The organism is Streptomyces sp. NPDC057565 (assembly GCF_042801455.1).
Classification (GTDB): domain Bacteria; phylum Actinomycetota; class Actinomycetes; order Streptomycetales; family Streptomycetaceae; genus Streptomyces; species Streptomyces yanii.
The window spans coordinates 269,789-289,767 of the sequence record NZ_JBHVFU010000005.1 but is presented as its reverse complement, the minus strand read 5'-3'; the positions used below and the strand labels follow the sequence as shown (position 1 = coordinate 289,767).

Here is a 19,979-nt window from a genome sequence, read left to right as displayed (position 1 = left end):
CCGGCTCCTGTGACACCTAGACAACATCGAGGCTCTGCGCATGTTCTGGCCCATGCTCGCCATCGTCCTGGGATTCCTCGGGATCGCCGTCCTCGGCGTGCTGGCCATCAAGGTGTTCGTCGAGGCCCAGCGCCTGGGGCGACAGGTGGCCCAGACCACTCGGCGCATCAACCGGGCGGCCGAGGATCTCGAACGGGCCGCAACCGATCTCGCCGCCACCGGCGAGGCGTTGCGCTGACACGGACCAGGAAGCTGTGCGCCGGACCGGTCGATCGGGGCGGGCAGGGCCTCCTGTTTCTCAGGTTCGGAGGGTACGCTGCTGGTGGCGGCCCTGAGAGCGAGGCGTGGGCCGTAATCGCAAGGATGCATGGGTATTGCCCTGCGTTTACTCCTGCGGGATACGATCGCTGACAGTACGAAGATCGGACGTCTGTCCGACGCTCGATCAGCCCCACCCCTGCTGCCTCGGTGAGAAGGTACACGCATATGTTCGGAAGGCTCGGAGCTCCCGAGATCATCCTGATCCTCGTCGTCATTGTTCTGCTGTTCGGCGCGAAGAAGCTTCCTGACATGGCTCGCTCGCTCGGCAAGTCGGCCCGCATCCTCAAGAGCGAGGCCAAGGCCATGAAGTCCGAGGGTGCCGCGACGGCCACCCCCGCGGACCCGCCGAACGACGCCGCCCAGGACCAGACCGCCCAGCGCACCATCAAGGCCGCGCCCGGCGATGTGACGAGCTCGCGTCCGGTTGCCGAGCCGACCGACTCGACCAACCGCTGACAACCGGGCCGACGCAGGCGCCGTGATGGTGACGGCCTGCTGCACGAGATGAGGACGTGGGTTGCTCAAGTCTGCCCGCAAACAGGAGACGGACCCAGAGGGCCGCATGCCCCTGGTGGAGCACCTGCGTGAGCTGCGTAACCGGCTGGCGAAGGCTCTGCTGGCGATCGTCGTCGTCACGATCGTCGCCGCGTTCTTCTACAAGGGGATCATCGAGTTCTTCACCGATCCGGTGCTGAAGGCGGTCGGTTGCGAGGCGAGCTTCGCCGAACTCGCGAAGAAGGAGGACGGCACCTGTGCGCGCATCGTCCTGAACGGTCTGCTGACACCGTTCACCCTTGCGCTCAAGGTCTCCCTCATGGCGGGCGTCGTTCTTTCGTCGCCGATCTGGCTCTACCAGCTGTGGGCGTTCATCGCCCCCGGTCTGCACAAGCACGAGAAGAAGTACTCGCTCGCCTTCGTCGGCGCGGGCTTCCCGCTCTTCCTCGCCGGTGGCTTCTTCGCGTACAAGACGCTGCCCACAATGGCCAAGGTCCTGCTGGACTTCTCGCCGGCCGGCCTGGACAACCAGCTGCCGCTCGATGACCTGCTGGACCTGATCACGCGCATGGTGGTGGTCTTCGGACTCTCCTTCGAGCTGCCCCTGTTGCTCGTCATGCTGAACCTCGGCGGGGTCATCACCGGCAAGCGGATGCTCGGCTGGTGGCGCGGGATGATCATGGGAATCACGGTCTTCGCCGCCCTGGCCACGCCCAGTACGGACCCGCTCACCATGCTGGCCCTCGCCGGGCCGATCTGGGTCCTGTACTTCTGTGCCACGGCGCTCTCGCTCCTCAACGACCGCCGCAAGGCACTGCGTGCGGCGGAAGGACCCGCCGATGACGAGGCGTCGGAGCTGGACCTGACCCCCGAGGACATCGGTGAGATCGAATCGGTGTCGACGGGCGGGTCGCTGCCCGCACAAGCGGGGCCGGACCGTGACCGGGTGAACGGTTACGACGACATCACCTGACCTTGTAAGGTCCCCCGGGTGACCAGCGAGATCACCCTCTTCGTCAATCCCACCGCAGGACGCGGCCGGGGCGCGCACGCCGCGCAGCCGGCCGCTTCCGCGTTGCGGGCCGCAGGATTCTCCGTACGCACGGTGCTGGGCGAGGACGCCGACGATGCGCTGCGGCGGGCCCGTGAGGCCGTCGCGGGCGGAACCGGTGCGCTGATTGCCGTGGGCGGGGACGGCATGATGTCCCTCGCCCTCCAGGCCGTCGCGGGGACCATGACACCCCTCGGTGTCGTCGCCGTCGGCACCGGAAACGACTTCGCCCGCGCTCTCGGCCTGCCGATACGGGACCCGGCCGCCGCCGGACGGCTCGCGGCCGAGGCGCTCAAGGGCGGGAGCATCCGCGAGATCGACCTCGGCAGGGTCGGGGAGCGATGGTTCGGTTCGGTGCTCGCCTCCGGCTTCGACTCCCGGGTCAACGACCGGGGCAACCGGATGCGCTGGGTCGGCGGGCGGTTCAAGTACGACCTGGCGATCCTCGCCGAACTCGCCGCCTTCAGACCGATCCCGTACCGCATCAGGCTCGACGGCGGACCGGTCCAGGAGATCGAGGCGACGCTCATCGCCGTGGGCAACGGGTCCACGTACGGCGGCGGGATGCGGATCTGTGCGGACGCCGTCATGGACGACGGGCTCTTCGACGTGACCGTCGTCGGGGACTGCAGTCGTACCACCCTGCTCAAGGTGTTTCCCCGCGTCTACAAGGGAACGCACCTCGGTCATCCCAAGGTCACCGTGCACCGGGTCTCGTCGATCGAGCTGGTCGCGGCCGGTGTCACCGCGTATGCGGACGGTGAACCGCTCGGTGCCCTGCCGCTCACCGCGACCTGTGTGCCGGGCGCGGCCAGGGTTCTTGCGCAGTGAAATAAAGATCGCGCTGACTGTCGGAGGTGACGGGTAGGCTCGTAACCAAGATGACAGAGGACCTCTCACCAGCTGAGCGATACCAGGCTTTCCGGATCCGCGCCGCCGAGCAGGCCACGGCACTCGCGCCCTTCCGCGAGTTGTACGAGTTCGGTCTGGACCCGTTCCAGATCGATGCATGCAAGGCCCTGGAGGCGGGTAAAGGGGTGCTGGTCGCGGCCCCGACCGGGTCGGGCAAGACGATCGTCGGCGAGTTCGCCGTGCATCTCGCGCTGCGTCAGGGCCGCAAGTGCTTCTACACCACACCCATCAAGGCCCTGTCCAACCAGAAGTTCACCGATCTGGTCAAGCGTTACGGCGCGGACAAGGTCGGCCTGCTGACCGGCGACAACAGTGTCAACGGGGACGCACCCGTGGTCGTCATGACCACCGAAGTGCTGCGGAACATGCTGTACGCGGGCTCCCAGGCGCTGCGTGGCCTCGGTTATGTGGTGATGGACGAGGTGCACTACCTCTCCGACCGCTTCCGTGGCGCGGTGTGGGAAGAAGTGATCATTCATCTGCCCGATTCGGTGACCCTGGTGTCGCTGTCGGCGACCGTGTCCAACGCCGAGGAGTTCGGCGACTGGCTGGACACCGTCCGCGGTGACACCGAAGTCATCGTCTCCGAAAACCGGCCCGTGCCGCTCTGGCAGCACGTCCTGGCCGGCCGCCGGATGTACGACCTCTTCGAGGAGGAGACCGACCACGGCGGCCGCGGCGTCGGCCGACGCGAGGTCAGTCCCGACCTCGTCCGGCTCGCCCGCATGGAGAACCAGCGCGGATACAACCCGCGCGAGCGGCGCCGCGGAAAGATGGTGCGGGAGGCCGACCGCGAGCGCGAGCGGCGCCAGCGCAGCCGGATCTGGACCCCGTCCAGGCCCGAGGTCATCGACCGGCTGGACGCCGAAGGCCTGTTGCCCGCCATCACGTTCATCTTCAGCCGGGCCGGCTGCGAGGCCGCCGTGCAGCAGTGTCTCCAGGCCGGACTGCGGCTCAACGACGACAGCAAGCGCCGCCTGGTGCGGGAGATCGTCGAGGAGCGGACCGCGTCCATCCCACCCGAGGATCTCCATGTCCTCGGCTACTACGAGTGGCTCGAAGGTCTGGAGCGCGGCATCGCCGCGCACCACGCGGGCATGCTGCCGACCTTCAAGGAGGTCGTCGAGGAACTGTTCGTACGCGGGCTCGTCAAGGCGGTCTTCGCGACGGAGACCCTCGCCCTCGGCATCAACATGCCTGCCCGATCGGTGGTCCTGGAGAAGCTCGTCAAGTGGAACGGCGAGCAGCACGCCGACATCACCCCGGGCGAGTACACCCAGCTGACCGGGCGTGCCGGGCGGCGGGGGATCGACATCGAGGGCCATGCGGTGGTGCTGTGGCAGCGCGGCATGGACCCGGGGGCGCTCGCCGGACTCGCGGGTACGCGTACGTATCCGCTGCGGTCCAGCTTCCGGCCCTCCTACAACATGGCCGTGAACCTGGTGCAGCAGTTCGGGCGGCACCGGTCGCGCGAACTGCTGGAGACCTCGTTCGCCCAGTTCCAGGCCGACCGCTCGGTCGTCGGGATCTCCCGGCAGGTGCAGAAGAACGAGGAGGGTCTCGAGGGCTACCGCGAGGGCATGACCTGCCACCTCGGTGACTTCGAGGAGTACGCACGGCTGCGTCGTGACCTCAAGGACCGGGAGACGGAACTCGCCAAGCACGGCGCGTCACAGCGGCGGGCCGCCGCAGCCGCGTCGTTGGAGAAGCTGAAGCCGGGCGACGTCATCCACGTCCCGACCGGGAAGTTCGCCGGGCTGGCCCTCGTGCTGGACCCGGGGCTGCCCGCCGGGCGGGCCAACGCGCATCGCGGGCTCGAATACCACGACGGGCCGCGGCCGTTGGTGCTCACCGCCGAGCGGCAGGTCAAGCGGCTCGCGTCGATCGACTTCCCCGTGCCGGTCGAGGCGGTGGAGCGGATGCGGGTGCCGAAGTCGTTCAACCCGCGTTCGCCGCAGTCGAGGCGCGATCTGGCATCGGCCCTGCGGACCAAGGCAGGGCACATCGTGCCGGAGCGGCACCGCAGGGGGCGGGCCGAGGCCGCGGACGACCAGCAGATCGCCCGCTACCGGGCCGAGTTGCGGGCCCACCCGTGCCATGGGTGCAGCGAGCGCGAGGACCATGCGCGGTGGGCGGAGCGGTACCACCGGCTGAAGCGGGACACGAAGCAGCTGGAGCGGCGGATCGAGGGGCGGACGAACACGATCGCCCGCACCTTCGACCGGATCGTGGCGCTCCTCACCGAGCTCGACTATCTCCGGGGCAATGAAGTCACCGAGCACGGGCGGCGATTGGCCCGGCTCTATGGCGAACTGGACCTGCTGGCCAGCGAGTGCCTGCGGGCAGGGGTCTGGGAAGGGCTGAACCCGGCGGAGCTCGCCGCGTGCGTGTCCGCGCTGGTGTACGAGGCGCGGCAGGCGGACGACGCCGTGGCGCCGAAGCTGCCGTCCGGGCCGGCGAAGACGGCGATGGCCGAGATGGTCCGTATCTGGGGGCGACTCGATGCCCTGGAGGAGGACTTCAAGATCAACCAGGCGGAGGGGGTCGGGCAGCGGGAACCGGATCTCGGATTCGCCTGGGCCGTCTACATGTGGGCGTCGGGACGGACGCTGGACGAGGTGCTGCGCGAGGCGGAGATGCCCGCGGGGGACTTCGTACGGTGGTGCAAGCAGGTCATCGATGTGCTGGGGCAGATCGCGGCCGCGGCGCCGCCGGGCGCGGGCGCCGGGTCCGTCGCACGCGCTGCGCGCAAGGCAACGGATGCGGTGCTCAGGGGGGTTGTGGCGTACAGCTCGGTGGGGTGACGGGTCGTGCGCCGCGGGTTCGGTTGACCGGGCCTCGGATGAGGCGCTTGTGGCGTTCCTGCCCGAGCCCGCCCCTTCCCGCCGTACCTGATGTGCGGCTCCGCCGCGCGGCGGAGCTCTGCCCGGGCTCCGGTCCTCGGACGGCCGGACGGGCTGGATCTGCCGGGCAGATCCAGCCCGTCCGCCGATCGAGAACATCTGTCGGCCTGTCCGGCGTCGGAGGACCGGGGGCCGAGGGCGGCCCCCGGTTACGCGGCGCCCGTGCGCGCGGCGTCCCGCTTGGCGACTTCCTCCCGGACGATCGGGATGACATGCCGGCCGAAGTCGATCGCGTCGTCGAGCAGGTCGTAGCCCCGGGCGGACAGCACTTCGACACCCAGGTTGTAGTAGTCCAGCAAGGCCTGTGCGACCGTCTCCGGTGTGCCCACCAGAGCCGTCGAGTTGCCCGCGCCACCGGTCTCGGCGGCGGTCGGCGTCCACAGCGCACGGTCGTGGCGCTCGCCCTGGGCGGCGACCGCGAGCAGCCGTCGGGAGCCCGCGTTCTCCGGGTTCCGGAGCGGGTGGCGTCGGCCGAGAGGTGCGCCCGCCCTGCGGGCCTTGATCCGGTCGAGCGTCCGGTGCGCCTTCTCCCAGGCGAGTTCTTCGGTCGGTGCGATGATCGGGCGGAAGGCGACCTGGATCTTCGGGACGTCGGCGCGTCCTGCCGCCTTCGCAGCCGCCTGGACTGCGGCGATCTGCTCCGCGGTCTCGGCGAGAGGCTCGCCCCAGAGGCAGTAGATGTCGGCCTCTGCGCCCCCTGCCGCGTAGGCCGCCGGCGAGGAACCGCCGAACGAGACACGTGGGTGGGGCTGTTGGACGGGGAAGGTGTCGCTCACGAAGTCGTTGAAGCGGTAGTGGGTGCCCTCGTGATCGAAGGGCTCGTGCGAGGTCCAGGCCTTCTTGATGATCTGGATGGCCTCGCGGGTGCGGGCGTACCGCTCGTCCTTGGTGAGGAAGTCGCCCTCGCGCTGCTGCTCGTGATCGTTGCCGCCGGTGATGAAGTGCACGGCGAGGCGGCCGTCACTGATCCGGTCCAGGGTGGCAAAGGTCTTCGCGGCGAACGTCGGGTACGAGACGTTGGGCCGGTGCGCGACCAGGATCTGCAGGGTGTCCGTGCGGGCCGCGATGTAGGCGGCCGCCGGGGACGGGTCGGGGGAGCCCGAGCCGTAGGCGAAGAGCACCCGGTCCCAGCCGTGGTCCTCATGCGCGCGTGCGAGCTTGAGCGTGTATTCCTTGTCGAAGGACACCCCGGAGCGGGGCGTCACCTCGGATCCTTCATTGGTTGCTGCGATGCCGAGAAATTCGACGGGCATGACAAAGCCTCATCTCGTGCTGCGGTGAACCGGTCGGGTGGTGCGCGGTGCTGACGCGCTGACGTATGAGCAGTCAGGGACGACACGAGGCCGACCACACTCGACCGAAGTCGATGTGGTCGCGGGTGACCAGCCGCAGCTGAGGACGCATCCGCTCAGTGGAACAGGCGGAACGGCAGGGCGTCAACCATGTGTCCGGTCAGCGGTCGAGACAGGCGCGACCGCCGAGGAACGGCTCCGGGAGCTCTGCCGCTCGGACGTGGCGCTGCTGTGCGGCGGGCCGTACAACCCGGGTGCGCTGTACGTACCGCCCGAGGTGCAGGCCGCGCGGTTCGCCGGGTTCCACCGGGTGCGGGCGGAGCTGAAGGAGGCATGGGGGACGCTGCTGGCGGCGACCCGTGCGGGGGCAGCGCTGGACGAGCCGGAACCGGCACTCCGGACCGACCTGGTCTTCGGACTGATCGAAGGCGTGATCCCGGTGCGCCGGTCCGGACCGGAACGGCCGGTGGCCGCGTTCGCGGAGGCGACGGCGGACGCGGTGCGGATCGTGGTCGCGGAGCGCGCGTAGTTTGCGCACGGCTGCCGGCGGACCCGGCACCCGAGGACCTTCCCCGGACGTGCCTCGGCCGGTCCGCTGCGTGCGGACCGGCCGGAAGCTCACGCTCCTTCGTCGTTCAGGGAGTGCTGAGGGGCGTGCCCTGGGTCCGATTGCTCCTCGCCGCCGCTCCGGCACAGACCAGCCCCAGCAGGAGGGTCAGACCGCCGATGATGACGTTGTTGAGGACGACGCCCATGTCGGGGCTGCTGCCGACGACCCACGGCGAGACGATCATCCAGATGCCCATGGCGCAGATGGCCCAGCTCAGGCCGTACATCCGGTCCGGCATCGCCGTGAACCCGAGTCCCAGCACCGCGATCGCGATTCCCATGATCAGGTTGTGCTGCACGAGGGTGGGCTGGCTTGCGGTGAAGTGAAGTACCCAGGGCGAGACGGCGCAGTAGAGGCCGACGAGGAACACCGGTCCGTCGACGAGCGCCACATCGCGACCACCGAGCATGCGGGCATAGCGCTCCCGCATTTCGGACACATCCGGGTGGCTGGTGATGTCGGCGCGGGTGTGTGAGACGTTGGACATGAGAGTCGTCTCCTTCGATCCTGCAGGCCCGACCGTGGTGTGAGGGGGGGTGCTGTAGGCGCCTGCCCCACTATTCTGCGCTTATCTCAGCCTTATGTGTACATTTCGGGCAACGTGAATCCTGCGATTTCCGGGCGTCCAGGCGCCGGGCAAGCGCCGCCAGCTCCGGTGTGCGCAGGACCCGGTCCCCGTACCCCGGCAGCGGGACGTGCAGGGGATCCGTCCAGCGTGGCGGGATCGCGCCCATGCCGTACACCGCCCCGGTCAGGGCGCCGGTCACGGCCGCGACCGTGTCGGTGTCCCCGCCGACGTCGATCGCCGCTGCCAGCGAGGCTTCGAAGGTATGTGTCGTGCGCAGCGCCCAGACCGCCGTCCCCAGGCATGGCCACACCGCCCCGTTGAACTCCGTCGCCAGACCCGGATGCCAGTCCGGTGCGAGGACGGTCGCCCAGCGTTCGCGCCGGTCGTCGGGTACGTCGGCCAGGGCGCCCGGCACGGCTGTGAGCGGGTCGTCGCCGTTCAGCGCCACCCGGATCAGCTCGTGGAGGACGGCGGTGCCTTCCCAGGCGGCGCGGTCGCCGTGCGTCAGTGCCGCGATCCGGCGGGCGGCGTCCATCGTCGTGGCCCGCGCCGCCTGCTCCGGGCCGTCGGTTCTCGCGAAGTACACGGCGGAGGTGGCGGCCCGCATCAGCGAACCGTTGCCCGCCGCGCGCCCGTTGACCTGGAAGTGCAGAGCGGCGGCCCGGTCCCAGGGGTCGCCGCTCGTCAGGACGTACTCGGTCTGCAGACCGATGTCCTTCGGCTCACCCGCGGCCCACCGCCGGAACCGGTCGAAGATGTCGGGCAGATCGAGCCCGTCCCGCTCGAGCAGCGACTCACCGACCAGTACGGCCATCTGCGTATCGTCCGTCGCCTCGCCCGGATCCCAGCCACCGCCCCCGCACATCGTGCCGACACCATCGGGGAAGCGGTCCGCGTACACACCCGCGGGCCCGAACTCGAACGGCGCCCCGAGCGCGTCGCCGACCGCCGAACCGACCACGGCGCCCACCACGCGGTCCTGGCTGCCCCCTTGCTTCATGGCGGCAGCCTAAGACCTGCTCCGGTACGCGCGATATGCCGCGCCCACCAGCACCGTCGCGGACAGCAACAGGGCCGTGAACCACCCATCGAGTACGCGAGGAACGAAGGAGCGGGACATGACGGGTCAGGAGACGTCGACCACCACCGAGTGCCAGCCGGTCGCACCGTCCGGGACGGTGCCGGCGCGTTCGCCGGTCTGGGTGGCGCCCGTCCCGTCGGTCGCACGGACCTCCAGCGTGTGATTGCCGGAGGTGGCCGGCCACTCCCACACCCACTGGCGCCAGGTGTCCCGGCTGTCCTCCGCCGCGAGCCGGGCCCGATGCCACGGGCCGCCGTCCACCCGGACCTCCACTCGTGAGATCCCCCGGCGCTGGGCCCAGGCCACCCCGGCGACGGGCACGATGCCGGGCTTCGGTGAGGCGAACGGACGCGGCGTGTCGATCCGGGACTCCGTCTTGACCGGCGCCTGCTGGGACCAGCTGCGCCTGACCCAGTACGCGTCGTACGAGGCGAACGTCGTCAGCTCGATGTCCTTGATCCACTTGCAGGCCGAGACGTACCCGTAGAGTCCCGGCACCACCATGCGGACCGGGAAGCCGTGCGCGAACGGCAGGGGTTCGCCGTTCATGCCGAGGGCGAGGATCGCGTCGCGCCCGTCCATGACCGTCTCGACCGGCGTGCCGATCGTCATGCCGTCGACGGAACGCGCCACGATCTGGTCGGAGGGCCCGCCCTGCGACGGCGGCTCCACCCCGGCCTCGCGCAAGAGATCGGCCAGCCGCACACCGATCCACCGGGCGTTGCCGACGTACGGGCCGCCCACCTCGTTGGAGACACACGCCAGGGTGATGTCCCGCTCGATGATCTCCCGACCCAGGAGGTCCTGGAAGCTGACCGTGAGCGGGCGGGCGACCCCCTTGCCGTGGATCCGCAGCCGCCACGAATCGGCGTCGATGCGGGGCACGACCAGGGCGGTGTCCACCCGGTAGAAGCTCTTGTTCGGGGTGATGAACGAGCTCAGGCCCCGGATCCGCAGATCCGCCCCGGGCGGTACGGCGGGCGCCGGTGACTCGGGGACCGGGAGGACCAGGTCATGCCGTGAGGCGGTGGCCCCGGCCTGCACGGAGGACGTCAGCCGCCGTCCCAGGAGCCCCGCACCGGCCGAGGCCGCCGCCGCAGCGGTCGCCGCGATCACGAAACCGCGCCGGTCGAAGGCGCCGTCCCCCTGCCCGTCCCTCTCGCCGGCCGCGGGAGAGGGACGGGGTACCGGGCCGAGCCGTCCGACCAGGAGATACAGCACCTCTGCGGCCAGTACGGCACCCACCACCGAGGGCAGGGCATCGGCGGGGCTGCCCTCCGGCCGTCCCACCGCCGCCACTGCCCCCACCACGCCGAAGACCAGAACGGCCGCCGAGCCGAGCAGCCGGTGCCGCAGCGCCAGCAGCCCGACCGCCACGGCGAAAACCGCCAGCAGCGCCAGGATGCCCAGTTCGAGCACCAGCTTGTCGGCCGTGCCGAAGTGCCGTACGGCGAAGTCCTTCACGACCGGGGGAGTGCGGTCGATGACCACCCCACCCACCGCCGCGACCGGACCCGCCTCCGGACGTACGACAGCCGAGACCAGTTCGGCCACGGCCAGGGCGCAGAACCCGGCGATCAGGCCGCTGAGCCCGGCAAGACCGGCATGTGCCCAGCGGGACCGCCGGGACCCGGAGGCCCCGTGCTCCTGCGCGTTGTTCTGTTCCTCGTTCACATGCGGTGTTCGTCGCCGGACGCCCGGCGGATTGGTCCGTCACCCGATCGGATGAGAGGCGGTCATCGACCGATTCGTCCCGGCCCCGGCCGCGAATCACCTTCGAGGGGCCCTGCGAGAGGGCCCGTTCGGCGCACCCCGGGCCTGCCCGGCGCGGGCCGGAACCGAGGGACCGGAGGAACCGGCATGGCACGGAATCGGCGGCGGACAGCCGCGGTTGGTGGGCATCGGCATGGCGGGACCGACCGCCGTGTTTGTGCTCGGCCAGGCGCACGAAGCGACGCCGTACGAGTCGGACGCGCTTCCACCGGGCGGCGAGAGCCGATAGCCGAGGGGCGGCAGCCGGTGGTCAGCTGTCAGCCGAGGCCGCGCGCCCGTTCGAAGCGGGCGCGGGCCTCGGCCAGATCCACCACCGGCTCCGGATAGGCGAGCCGGGCCCGGTCCGGGCCGGTGAGCTTCCACGGCTCGTGCACCGCAGCGCCGTCCAGGCCCGCCAGTTCCGGCACCCACCGCCGTACGTACGCGCCCCGTGGATCGAACCGCTTGCCCTGGATCAGCGGATTGAGTACACGGTTGGGGCGGGTGTCCGTACCGGTGCCCGCCACCCACTGCCAGTTGAGCTGATTGTTCGCCAGGTCCCCGTCGACCAGGAGATCCAGGAAGTGCCGCGCGCCGACGCGCCAGTCCACGTACAGCGTCTTGGTGAGGAAACTCGCGACGAGCATCCGGCCCCGGTTGTGCATCCAGCCCTCGTGCGCCAGCTGTCGCATCGCCGCGTCGACCAGCGGATAGCCGGTGAGCCCGGCACGCCACGCCTCGATCTCGTCGGGGTCGGACCGCCACCGGTCGCCGCGCGGACGGTAGTCGGCCCATGCGGCGTCCGGCCGGGCGGCGAGAACCTGGTGGTGGAAGTCCCGCCAGGCCAGCTGCCGTACGAACGCGTCGGCGCCCGGTCCGCCTTTCTCCCGTGCTCGGTGCACCAGTTCGGCCGCGGAGAGGCAGCCGAAGTGCAGAAACGGCGACAGCCTGGATGTCGCGTCCCCGGCGAGATCGTCGTGGCCGGTCCCGTAGTCGGCCATCGGGCCGTGCAGCCAGGAGGTCAGCAGCCTGCGTCCTGCCGTCTCACCGCCCTCGGCAAGTCCCGGGGAGACGCCCGTCACCTCCGCCCGGGTCGGCAGCGGTGCGGACGTCGCCGTGTCCGGCACCCGTACCGTCCGCGGCCCGGTCAGTGTGCCCCGTACGCCCGCCGCCTCCCAACGGCGGAAGTAGGGGGTGAACACCGCGAAATGGTCTCGGCCCGCCGGGACGACCAGGCCCGGGGGGAGCGCGGTGACCACCGCGTCATGGACGTGCAGGGCGCAGCCGACAGCCCCGAGAGCCGTACGCAGGCGCTCCTCGCGTTCCCTCGCGTACCCGCTCACCCCGGCCGCGATGTGCAGACTGTCCGCACCCGTCTCCGCGACCACGGCGCAGGCCCCGGCCACCACGTCGGCGCTGCGGACGACCAGCCGGCCGCCGCGGCGGCGCAGCCCCGCGTCGAGATCGACGAGGCAGTCGGCGAGGAACGCCCGCCGGTTCGGCGCGTCGAATCCGGTCCGGCGGATGCCGTCGTCCTGGACGAAGAGGGGGACGACGGCATCCGCGTCGCGCACCGCGGCGTGCAGAACGGGGTTGTCGTGCAGTCGTAGATCGGAGGTGAACAGCGCCACCGAGACGGTCATGGCAGGAAGCCCCTCATACGGTCGGGAAGGTCAGCAGTGCCAGTGGAGTGGACGTCGGCTGCACGGAGCCGCCGGCCGGCTCGACGGTGATTCCCATGCCCGACGCGCCGTCGACCGGTCCGTCCGGCAGCACCGTGTTGCTCGTCGCCACCCGGTTGATCAGTCCCGCGCTCCGCGTGGTCCCGTGGTCGTCGAACCACAGCTGGTACATCTTGCCGTGGGACGGCGGCTCCATCCCCGAGGCCACGAACACGGCCCGGTTCTCGCTCCGGGAGACCACGACCGTGCCCCTGGCCCCGCCCTTCGGCGCGCCGGACTTCGCCTTCGCGTCCGGCGCCGCGAGAACCTGCGCCACCTGCTCGCTCCGCTGCCGGCCCCGGTGCCCTTCCTCCTGTGCGTCCCGGGCGACCTGGTTCTGCCACACGGTCGTGATCTCCCGCAGCACCCGGTCGCGCAGCTCGCGGGGTGGGGCCGCGGACACCGCGAGCCCGAGCCGGGTGGCGGTCTCGGACAGTTCCCGCACCTCCACGGCGCAGGCCTCGCAGTCGCCGAGATGGCGTTCGAACTCCCCGCGCTCCGCGTCCGGCAGCGCGTACAGGGCGTAGGCGCCGGTCAGCGTGTGCAGTTCGGCCCCGCTCCTGGGATCCACCTTGTTCATGCGCTCACCCCGAGGCAGTCGCGCAGTCGGATCAGTCCGTCGCGCAGTCGTGTCTTGATCGTCGCGGGGGGTACGGAGAGGAGTTCCGCTACTTCGCGGTAGGTCAGGCCGCGGTAGTAGGCGAGCGTGACGGACTGCCGTTGCAGCTCGGACAGGGTCCGCATGCAGCGGCGCACCTGCTCCCGCTCCAGCCGGCTCTCGACCTGCTCGGCGACCTCGTCGAACTCCGGCGTACGGTCCAGCAGCGCCGCCCGGTGCTCCCGCGCCGTCGTCGCTTCGACGGAGCGCACCCGGTCCACCGCCCGGTGATGGGCCAGCGTCAGCACCCAGTTCATGGCGCTGCCGCGGGCAGCCTGGAAGCGGGGGGCGGTCCGCCACACTTCCACCAGCACTTCCTGCGCCACCTCCTCCGACTGTGCGGGGTCGCGCAGCACACTCCGTACGAGACCGAGGACCGGACCGCGGACCGCGTCGTACACCTCGGCGAATGCAGCCTGGTCGCCGCGGGCGACCAGACCCAGGAGTTCCTGGAGACCGGGCCCCGCCGATGGTGCTTCGCTGATGTGCACGGCTTGTTTCACGCGGGCTTCCTCCCAGGATGCGCATCGGTTTCATGAGGTGATGCGGAGCCGACGGCAGCGCGGATCGGTCAGTGCGTGAAATCTTTCCACGCCGCCACGAATTCGCGATACATCGTGGTTGACGCGTAAGGGTGCTCGCGATATGTTCGTACACGAGTATTCGATGACGAAGTGATGATCTGACGAAGTGAAGGGCGGTGGGGGTGGTGGCCAAGCGGCGCAAGCTCAGCAATCCACTGGCGCTCACGGTGATGGTGCTGCTCGCCGAGCGGTCCATGCATCCGTACGAGATCGCCCAGACGCTTCGCCGACGCGGCAAGGAACACAGCGTCAAGATCAATTTCGGCTCGTTGTACACCGTGGTCCAGAACCTGGAGAAGCACGGGTATGTCGAGGTGGCCGGCGTGCAGCGCCAGGGCAACCGCCCCGAGCGCACGCTCTACGGCATCACCGAGGCGGGGCGCGCCGAGATGGTCGACTGGCTCTCCGATCTGCTCGCCGTTCCGGCCGCCGAGTACCCGGTCTTCGAGACCGCGCTCTCGCTGCTGCCGGTGCTGCCTCCGGACGATGTCGCGGAGCTGCTGGAAACCCGGGAGGCGGCGCTGGCGATCCAGTCCGCGGCGATGCGGGGCATCCTCGGCCGGCTGACAGGGAAGCTGCCCCGGGTCTTCGTGGTGGAGACCGAGTACCAGCTCCACATGGTCGATGCCCAGCTGGAGTGGATCAAGAAATTCCGTACCGAGCTTCTCGACGCCACGATCAGTGGCATCGAGGAGTGGAAGTCCTTCCACGCGACCGGCGAGGTTCCGCAGGACTGGCAGGACCTCGACGAACAGGAGATCGTCCTCGATCCCGAGCGGAAGGCGTAGCGCCAAGCGGTACCGAAGAAAGAGAAAGACCCCGGCAGGGGCTGTTGGAGCAGCGCCCGCCAGGGTCTCGAACCCCGGACCGGCCATGCCGTGAGGGCGAGCCAGGCGATCGAGGTGCGGCACACCCAGGATAGCCCGGCTCTCCTCACGCGGATCGGTTCGGCATGCCCGAACACCCCGCTGACCACAGGAGAGCTCCGTCATGAGCACCCGTGCGCCCGCAGTAGAGGCGCGACAACTGATCAAGACCTATCCCGGCGACGTCACCGCACTGAACGGCATGGACCTCACCGTCGGTGCCGGCACGGTCTTCGGACTCCTCGGCCCCAACGGCGCCGGGAAGTCCACCACCGTCAAGATCCTCACCACCCTCGCCCGCCCCGACTCCGGCGCCGCGAAAGTCGCCGGACACGATGTGCTGCGCCACCCCGACCGGGTCCGCCGCGCGATCGGCGTCGTCGCCCAGAAGTCCGGCGCCGACCCGGTCGCCACCGGCCGGGAGAACCTGCTGCTGCAGGGCAGGCTGTACGGGATGCGGGGCGCCGCGGTCCAGCGCCGCGCCGATGAACTGCTGGACCGCTTCGACCTCGCCGACGCGGGGACGCGGCAGGTCAAGGGGTACTCCGGCGGAATGCAGCGGCGCCTGGACGTGGCGCTCGGCCTGGTCCACCGCCCCGAGGTGCTGTTCCTCGACGAGCCCACCACCGGACTCGACCCCGAGGCCCGTACGGCCATGTGGGACGAGATCGCCCGGCTGGCCGGCGACGAGGGCCTGACCATCGTGCTCACCACGCACTACCTGGAGGAGGCCGACCGGCTCGCCGAACGCATCGCGATCGTCGACCGCGGCCGGATCGTCGTCGAGGGCACCCCCGACGAACTCAAGGGCGAACTCCGCGGCGACGCCGTCCACATGGAGCTGCGCACCGACGCGGACCGTGCGGCGGTCACCGCCGCGCTCACCGGACTGCCCGGGGTGTACGAGGTGCTGGCCGAGGGCCGCCGGGTCAGCGTCCGTGCCGAGGACGGCGCCGCCGCCGTCCCCGTACTGCTCGGCGCCCTGGACCGGGCCGGCGCGACGGTCGCCGCCGCCACCGTCGCCCGCCCCTCTCTCGACGACGTCTATCTGCGCTACGCCGGACGCCGCTTCTCCGAGGCCGAGGCCGCGGACGCCCAGCAGATCCCCGCCACGGTCGCCGCAGGAGGTGCCCGATGAGCAGTCACGTCATCGCCCAGACCTGGTACATGACCCAGCGCCAGCTCATGGCGATCATCAGGCAGCCGGTGTTCCTGGCCATCTCCCTGGTCCAGCCGGTGATCTGGCTGTTCCTGTTCGGCAACCTCTTCAAGAAGGTCGTCGAGCTCGGCGGCTTCGGCACCACGTCCTATCTGGACTACCTGATCCCCGGCATTGTCGTGATGAGCGCCCTCGGGTCGAGCATGTGGGCCGGAATGGGCACCCTGGAGGAGATCGAGCGGGGCACGCTCAACCGCTTCCTGACCACCCCGGTCAGCCGGAACGCGCTGATGAACGCCAATGTCGTGCAGAACGGCATCAGTACCGCCGTCCAGTCGGTCGTCATCGTGCTGCTCGGCCGGGCCGCCGGTGCGACGTACCCGGGTGGTGCGGGCGGGCTGCTGATCCTGCTCGTCGCCTCGATCCTGCTCGGTACGGTCTTCGGCGCGCTCTCCAACGCGCTGGGGATGCTGGTCCGCCAGCGTGAGTCGATCATCGGTATCAACACGTTCCTGCTGCTGCCGCTGACCTTTCTCTCGTCCTCGTTCATGGCGCCGAGCCAGATGCCGTCCTGGATGCGGCAGATCGCCGACTTCAACCCGGTCAACTGGGCGATGGTGGCGGGCCGTTCGGCCCTGACCGCCGAGTCCGACTGGGGGCTGGTGCTCAGCCGCGGGGGAGCGCTGCTCGCCCTCGCGGTGGCGGCGGTCTGGCTGTCGACCCGCACCTTCCGCTCGTACCAGAAGTCCGTCTGACGGCGCCTGCGGTCGCTGGGTCAGGAGAGCGCCGCGTCGTGGAACCGGTCCGGGAGGGTCTCCCCGGGCCGGCTCTTCGGCTTCCGGACCGCGCGCAGCACCAGAAAGACCAGCAGGCCGAACGGCGACAGCAGAATGGTCAGTACCAGCAGAGGGCTCATCACCAGCGCGGGGACACCCAGCCGGCGGCCCTCCAGGAACATCCACTGGCCGAGCAGCAGATCCCACGCGATGACCTGCGCCCAGATCGCCCCCGCCCCGTTCGCCAGCACGGTCAGGTCGCGGAACGTGTCGATGTCGGGGCTGCGCACGGCAGTCCACAGTTCGGGGAAGACGGGCACGGCCATCATCAGATACACGGCCAGCACCGGCAGGACGGTCAGAGGGGATGCCGCGAGGCGGGCGGTGGGCCGCCAGTGCGGCGCCAGGATCATGAGCAGCCAGAAGGGTGCTGCCAGCCAGAACGAGACCTCGAAGAGTGCACCGGTCATGACAAGAGCTCCTTCTCGACGGAATCCGTGGTGCGGAAGACGGGAGTCGGCCGCAGCGCCGCATACGTTCCGGCGGCGGTGGCGGCCAGGACGAGTGACCCGGCGGTGAGCGTCGCGCCGTCCGGATGAATCAGTGACTGCCCGCGCAGCGCCTGCCACGCGACGAGGGCGACGACCGCCGCGTACGCCCCTGATGCGACGCGCATCAGGCGCAGCCGTACCCGCGGATCGCCCAGCCGGGGAAAGCGCGGGGCCAGCGTCACCAGGGCGAGCAGGAGCAGCGGGAGCAACTGGAGCGCGTGCATGCCGACGAAGTGCGGGATGCGCAGATCGCCGCCGGTCGTCGACCAGCCGGTGAGCGGCATCGACGGGCCGCCGTCGGGTACGCCGACGGAGTGCGCGCCGATCACATCCGCGGTGTCGAGGTTCCCGGCGGCCCGCTGTTCGGGAGTCGGCTGCGTCATCAGGAAGCCGATTCCCGCGCCCACCAGCGCAATGAATACCCCCGAGCGGATCGCGAGGGCGGCGGCGCGGTCCTGGATGCGGGCGCGCAGCAACAGGACCGCGATGACCAGGGTTCCGGTCCAGAGGACGGCGACGGTGATGCCCATCGCGGTGAACAGCCGCTCGTCGAACGGGGTGGCGTGGTTGAAGTGGCTGCGCTTCCCCCGGATGACCTGCGCGGTGATGATCGCCATCTCGGCGAGGCTGGAGACCGCGACCACGGTCCCGGCCCACCAGCCGGTGCGCCGGCCGCGGGTGAGGAGCGTCAGCATCCAGGCGAGCGCCAGGGCGTACGCCACGAACGAGACCGCGAACTTGAAGGGCTTGAACCAGATCGCCGAGCCCGCGAGGACCCGGTCGTCGACCAGGAGTCCCACTCCGGAGATGACGGCCATGACAGCCATCGCCGCGGCGAAGAGGACTAACGGACGGTGCCAGGAACGCCATGACGGCATGGGTGTACTCCCTGTGAAGACCACATATTATGGATAGTGAGACTCTCCGCTATCCGATAGTGGAACTATCTATGATGGGGCGCGGGGTTGGCAAGAGCAGAAAGGAAGAACGCAGCGTGCGCATCGGCGAGTTGAGCCGCAGGTCCGGGGTTTCGGTGGCGACGATCAAGTTCTACGTGCGGGAAGGGCTCCTGCCCCCGGGGGAGTTGACCAGCCCGAACCAGGCGTCGTACGACTCCGGGCACGAGCGCCGGCTGAAGCTGATCCGTGCCCTCCTGGATGTCGGCGGACTCTCGCTCTCCGCGATCGGGGACGTACTTCGGGCGATCGACGACCCCGCGCAGCCGGTGCACACGGTGCTGGGCGTGGCGGCGAAGCGGATCACGGCACTCGAGGGCAGCGAACCCGGGCCCGAACTGGATGACGCCCGCGAAGAGGTGGCCGAGCTGTTGGAGCGGCGCGGCTGGCGGGTGGAGGCGCGGAGTCCGGCCGGTGAGGCCCTGGCCGGGGTGCTGGCCGCACTGCGGCGGGCCGGGCACGGAGGCTTCTGCGAGCTGCTCGACGACTACGCGAGCGCCGCGGAACCGGTCGCCCGGGCCGATCTCGACTACGTGGGACGGCGGGTGGCGCGCGAGGACCTGGTGGAGAGCGTGGTCGTCGGCACGGTGCTGGGCGAGGCAATGTTCAGCGCGCTGCGCAGGCTCGCGCACGTGGACGCCTCGGCCAGGGCGTACGGCGGCGAGCAGGGGGAGCGGGTCGGGGGCGGATGACGGGGACACGTCCGACGCGTGGGAGCCCGGGTCGCGTGTCCGCCGGCGCCACCGTTTCGTACGCGGACGACCCGGTCGCGTGCACATCGCCGCCGCACGCCGACGCCCCGGTCACCGTCCAGGGCGGACGGTGACCGGGGCGTGCATGTCCGCCACGGGTGCGCCGGACGGGCGGCCTACGCGGCGCTCTCCTGCTCCCGCTCCACCTGCTGGTTCCACTCGCGCTTGACCGAGCGCCACGCGTCGTCGTTCTGGCCGAGGCGCCAGTAGCCGGAGATCGACAGCTGTGGCAGCGGGATCTGCCGGTCGAGCCGCAGATGGCGGCGGATCTCCTTCACGAAGCCCGCCTCACCGTGCACGAACGCCTGCACCCGGCCCACCGGGAATTCCAGGGACTTCACGGCCGCGGTCAGCGCCTCGCCGACCGGGCGGTCACCACGGTGCAGCCAGGTCAGCTCGATCCCGTCGGCCGTCGCGATCTTCTGCTCCTCGGACGCGTCCATCACCTCGATGTAGGCGTGCGCCACCGCACCCGCGGGCATCTGTTCCAGAGCCGCCGCGATCGCCGGCAGGGCGCTCTCGTCACCGGCCAGCAGGTGCCAGTCCGCCGACGCGTCGGGTCCGTAACCGCCGCCGGGCCCCAGGAAGGTCACCTGGTCACCCGGAGCCGCGCGGAGCGCCCACGGGCCCGCCAGGCCCTCGTCGCCGTGGACCACGAAGTCGATCGCCAGCTCCCGGGCGACCGGGTCCCAGGAACGCACCGTGTAGGTACGGGTGGTCGGCCACAGCTCGCGCGGATACTCCTCGCGGATCCGGGCCACGTCGAACGGGTGCGCGTAGTCGGCGCCCTCGGGCGCGAAGCACAGCTTGACGTAGTGGTCGGTGAACCCGGACAACGCGAAGCCGGCCAGGCCGTCACCGCCGAGCACCAGCCGCACCATGTGCGGGGTGATCCGCTCGGTGCGCAGGACCTGGGCCCCCTGCGCCATGGGTGCCTGTCGCGCCGGTCGTTCTGCCACGAGGTTCTCCCT

19 protein-coding genes and 1 pseudogene are annotated in these 19,979 nt (G+C 70.3%); 10 read left to right on the top strand and 10 right to left on the bottom strand.

Annotated features, from left to right (window positions below):
• The first annotated feature begins 40 nt into the window (after window positions 1-40).
• From ACFU8W_RS13805 to ACFU8W_RS13785, 5 genes are all read left to right on the top strand, one after another.
• Window positions 41-238 (top strand): hypothetical protein, encoded by a 198-nt coding sequence (locus tag ACFU8W_RS13805; RefSeq protein WP_384035889.1) that lies wholly within the window; start codon window positions 41-43, stop codon window positions 236-238.
• 248 nt (window positions 239-486) lie between these two features.
• Window positions 487-777 carry a Sec-independent protein translocase subunit TatA gene (gene tatA, locus ACFU8W_RS13800; protein WP_384035887.1) on the top strand — a complete coding sequence of 97 codons (291 nt, stop codon included), beginning with the start codon at window positions 487-489 and terminating at the stop codon, window positions 775-777.
• A 61-nt stretch (window positions 778-838) separates the two neighbouring features.
• Entirely contained in the window at window positions 839-1,789 is a 951-nt protein-coding gene (tatC, locus tag ACFU8W_RS13795) for a twin-arginine translocase subunit TatC (RefSeq protein ID WP_345513045.1), read from the top strand.
• An 18-nt stretch (window positions 1,790-1,807) separates the two neighbouring features.
• Window positions 1,808-2,698 (top strand): diacylglycerol kinase, encoded by an 891-nt coding sequence (locus ACFU8W_RS13790; protein WP_384035883.1) that lies wholly within the window; start codon window positions 1,808-1,810, stop codon window positions 2,696-2,698.
• Window positions 2,699-2,748: 50 nt separating this feature from the next.
• Window positions 2,749-5,583: a DEAD/DEAH box helicase gene (locus ACFU8W_RS13785; protein WP_384035880.1), complete on the top strand. Its 2,835-nt coding sequence runs from the start codon at window positions 2,749-2,751 to the stop codon at window positions 5,581-5,583.
• Between the two features lie 248 nt (window positions 5,584-5,831).
• Here the strand turns inward: ACFU8W_RS13785 and ACFU8W_RS13780 are convergent, their stop codons facing one another.
• On the bottom strand, window positions 5,832-6,935 hold the full coding sequence (locus tag ACFU8W_RS13780; RefSeq protein ID WP_384035878.1) for an LLM class flavin-dependent oxidoreductase: 1,104 nt from the start codon (window positions 6,933-6,935) through the stop codon (window positions 5,832-5,834).
• Window positions 6,936-7,143: 208 nt separating this feature from the next.
• Between ACFU8W_RS13780 and ACFU8W_RS13775 the strand changes: the two are divergent.
• A pseudogene (locus tag ACFU8W_RS13775) lies at window positions 7,144-7,503 on the top strand (TetR/AcrR family transcriptional regulator); the annotation flags it as partial.
• Window positions 7,504-7,609: 106 nt separating this feature from the next.
• On the opposite strand, the gene ACFU8W_RS13770 reads toward ACFU8W_RS13775, so the two are convergent.
• From ACFU8W_RS13770 to ACFU8W_RS13745, 6 genes are all read right to left on the bottom strand, one after another.
• Window positions 7,610-8,071, bottom strand: coding sequence for an SPW repeat protein (locus tag ACFU8W_RS13770; protein ID WP_384035875.1), 462 nt, complete (start codon window positions 8,069-8,071; stop codon window positions 7,610-7,612).
• Between the two features lie 70 nt (window positions 8,072-8,141).
• Window positions 8,142-9,152: an ADP-ribosylglycohydrolase family protein gene (locus ACFU8W_RS13765; RefSeq protein WP_384035872.1), complete on the bottom strand. Its 1,011-nt coding sequence runs from the start codon at window positions 9,150-9,152 to the stop codon at window positions 8,142-8,144.
• Between the two features lie 126 nt (window positions 9,153-9,278).
• Window positions 9,279-10,814: a molybdopterin-dependent oxidoreductase gene (locus tag ACFU8W_RS13760; protein ID WP_384036209.1), complete on the bottom strand. Its 1,536-nt coding sequence runs from the start codon at window positions 10,812-10,814 to the stop codon at window positions 9,279-9,281.
• 449 nt (window positions 10,815-11,263) lie between these two features.
• A complete protein-coding gene (locus ACFU8W_RS13755) occupies window positions 11,264-12,628 on the bottom strand; it encodes a deoxyribodipyrimidine photo-lyase (protein ID WP_345513051.1) in 1,365 nt (454 codons plus the stop codon).
• Between the two features lie 13 nt (window positions 12,629-12,641).
• Entirely contained in the window at window positions 12,642-13,286 is a 645-nt protein-coding gene (locus ACFU8W_RS13750; RefSeq protein ID WP_384035869.1) for an anti-sigma factor domain-containing protein, read from the bottom strand.
• Window positions 13,283-13,867, bottom strand: a complete 585-nt coding sequence (locus tag ACFU8W_RS13745; protein ID WP_384035866.1) for a sigma-70 family RNA polymerase sigma factor — start codon at window positions 13,865-13,867, stop codon at window positions 13,283-13,285. The genes ACFU8W_RS13750 and ACFU8W_RS13745 overlap by 4 nt, the downstream gene beginning before the upstream one ends.
• Window positions 13,868-14,073: 206 nt before the next feature.
• On the opposite strand from ACFU8W_RS13745, the gene ACFU8W_RS13740 reads away from it, so the two are divergent.
• The 3 genes from ACFU8W_RS13740 to ACFU8W_RS13730 all read left to right on the top strand — a co-directional run bounded on the left by ACFU8W_RS13740 (window position 14,074) and on the right by ACFU8W_RS13730 (window position 16,728).
• Window positions 14,074-14,736: a PadR family transcriptional regulator gene (locus tag ACFU8W_RS13740; protein ID WP_384035863.1), complete on the top strand. Its 663-nt coding sequence runs from the start codon at window positions 14,074-14,076 to the stop codon at window positions 14,734-14,736.
• A gap of 202 nt (window positions 14,737-14,938) precedes the next feature.
• Window positions 14,939-15,952, top strand: coding sequence for an ATP-binding cassette domain-containing protein (locus ACFU8W_RS13735; RefSeq protein ID WP_384035860.1), 1,014 nt, complete (start codon window positions 14,939-14,941; stop codon window positions 15,950-15,952).
• Complete coding sequence (locus tag ACFU8W_RS13730) at window positions 15,949-16,728, top strand: ABC transporter permease (protein WP_384035857.1); 780 nt, start codon at window positions 15,949-15,951, stop codon at window positions 16,726-16,728. The genes ACFU8W_RS13735 and ACFU8W_RS13730 overlap by 4 nt, the downstream gene beginning before the upstream one ends.
• A 20-nt stretch (window positions 16,729-16,748) precedes the next feature.
• Here the strand turns inward: ACFU8W_RS13730 and ACFU8W_RS13725 are convergent, their stop codons facing one another.
• The gene (locus ACFU8W_RS13725; RefSeq protein WP_376344622.1) at window positions 16,749-17,219 is read right to left on the bottom strand and encodes an ABA4-like family protein; all 471 of its coding nucleotides are present in this window, start codon (window positions 17,217-17,219) and stop codon (window positions 16,749-16,751) included.
• Window positions 17,216-18,178 (bottom strand): hypothetical protein, encoded by a 963-nt coding sequence (locus ACFU8W_RS13720; protein WP_384035854.1) that lies wholly within the window; start codon window positions 18,176-18,178, stop codon window positions 17,216-17,218. The genes ACFU8W_RS13725 and ACFU8W_RS13720 overlap by 4 nt, the downstream gene beginning before the upstream one ends.
• A 116-nt stretch (window positions 18,179-18,294) precedes the next feature.
• Here ACFU8W_RS13720 and ACFU8W_RS13715 point away from each other — a divergent pair, with 116 nt between their 5' ends.
• Entirely contained in the window at window positions 18,295-18,948 is a 654-nt protein-coding gene (locus ACFU8W_RS13715) for a MerR family transcriptional regulator (RefSeq protein WP_345513064.1), read from the top strand.
• 176 nt (window positions 18,949-19,124) lie between these two features.
• On the opposite strand, the gene ACFU8W_RS13710 is transcribed toward ACFU8W_RS13715, so the two are convergent.
• Window positions 19,125-19,967, bottom strand: coding sequence for a siderophore-interacting protein (locus ACFU8W_RS13710; protein WP_384035851.1), 843 nt, complete (start codon window positions 19,965-19,967; stop codon window positions 19,125-19,127).
• Window positions 19,968-19,979 lie beyond the last annotated feature (12 nt).

What these genes read in the sequence shown, in the direction of transcription:
- ACFU8W_RS13730 (WP_384035857.1), top strand. Translation starts at nt 15,949, where the DNA reads ATGAGCAGTCACGTCATCGCCCAGACCTGGTACATGACCCAGCGCCAG.
- ACFU8W_RS13750 (WP_384035869.1), bottom strand. Translation starts at nt 13,286, where the DNA reads ATGAACAAGGTGGATCCCAGGAGCGGGGCCGAACTGCACACGCTGACC.
- ACFU8W_RS13780 (WP_384035878.1), bottom strand. Translation starts at nt 6,935, where the DNA reads ATGCCCGTCGAATTTCTCGGCATCGCAGCAACCAATGAAGGATCCGAG.
- ACFU8W_RS13770 (WP_384035875.1), bottom strand. Translation starts at nt 8,071, where the DNA reads ATGTCCAACGTCTCACACACCCGCGCCGACATCACCAGCCACCCGGAT.
- ACFU8W_RS13805 (WP_384035889.1), top strand. Translation starts at nt 41, where the DNA reads ATGTTCTGGCCCATGCTCGCCATCGTCCTGGGATTCCTCGGGATCGCC.
- ACFU8W_RS13725 (WP_376344622.1), bottom strand. Translation starts at nt 17,219, where the DNA reads ATGACCGGTGCACTCTTCGAGGTCTCGTTCTGGCTGGCAGCACCCTTC.
- ACFU8W_RS13720 (WP_384035854.1), bottom strand. Translation starts at nt 18,178, where the DNA reads ATGCCGTCATGGCGTTCCTGGCACCGTCCGTTAGTCCTCTTCGCCGCG.
- ACFU8W_RS13785 (WP_384035880.1), top strand. Translation starts at nt 2,749, where the DNA reads ATGACAGAGGACCTCTCACCAGCTGAGCGATACCAGGCTTTCCGGATC.
- ACFU8W_RS13735 (WP_384035860.1), top strand. Translation starts at nt 14,939, where the DNA reads ATGAGCACCCGTGCGCCCGCAGTAGAGGCGCGACAACTGATCAAGACC.
- ACFU8W_RS13755 (WP_345513051.1), bottom strand. Translation starts at nt 12,628, where the DNA reads ATGACCGTCTCGGTGGCGCTGTTCACCTCCGATCTACGACTGCACGAC.
- ACFU8W_RS13765 (WP_384035872.1), bottom strand. Translation starts at nt 9,152, where the DNA reads ATGAAGCAAGGGGGCAGCCAGGACCGCGTGGTGGGCGCCGTGGTCGGT.
- tatA (WP_384035887.1), top strand. Translation starts at nt 487, where the DNA reads ATGTTCGGAAGGCTCGGAGCTCCCGAGATCATCCTGATCCTCGTCGTC.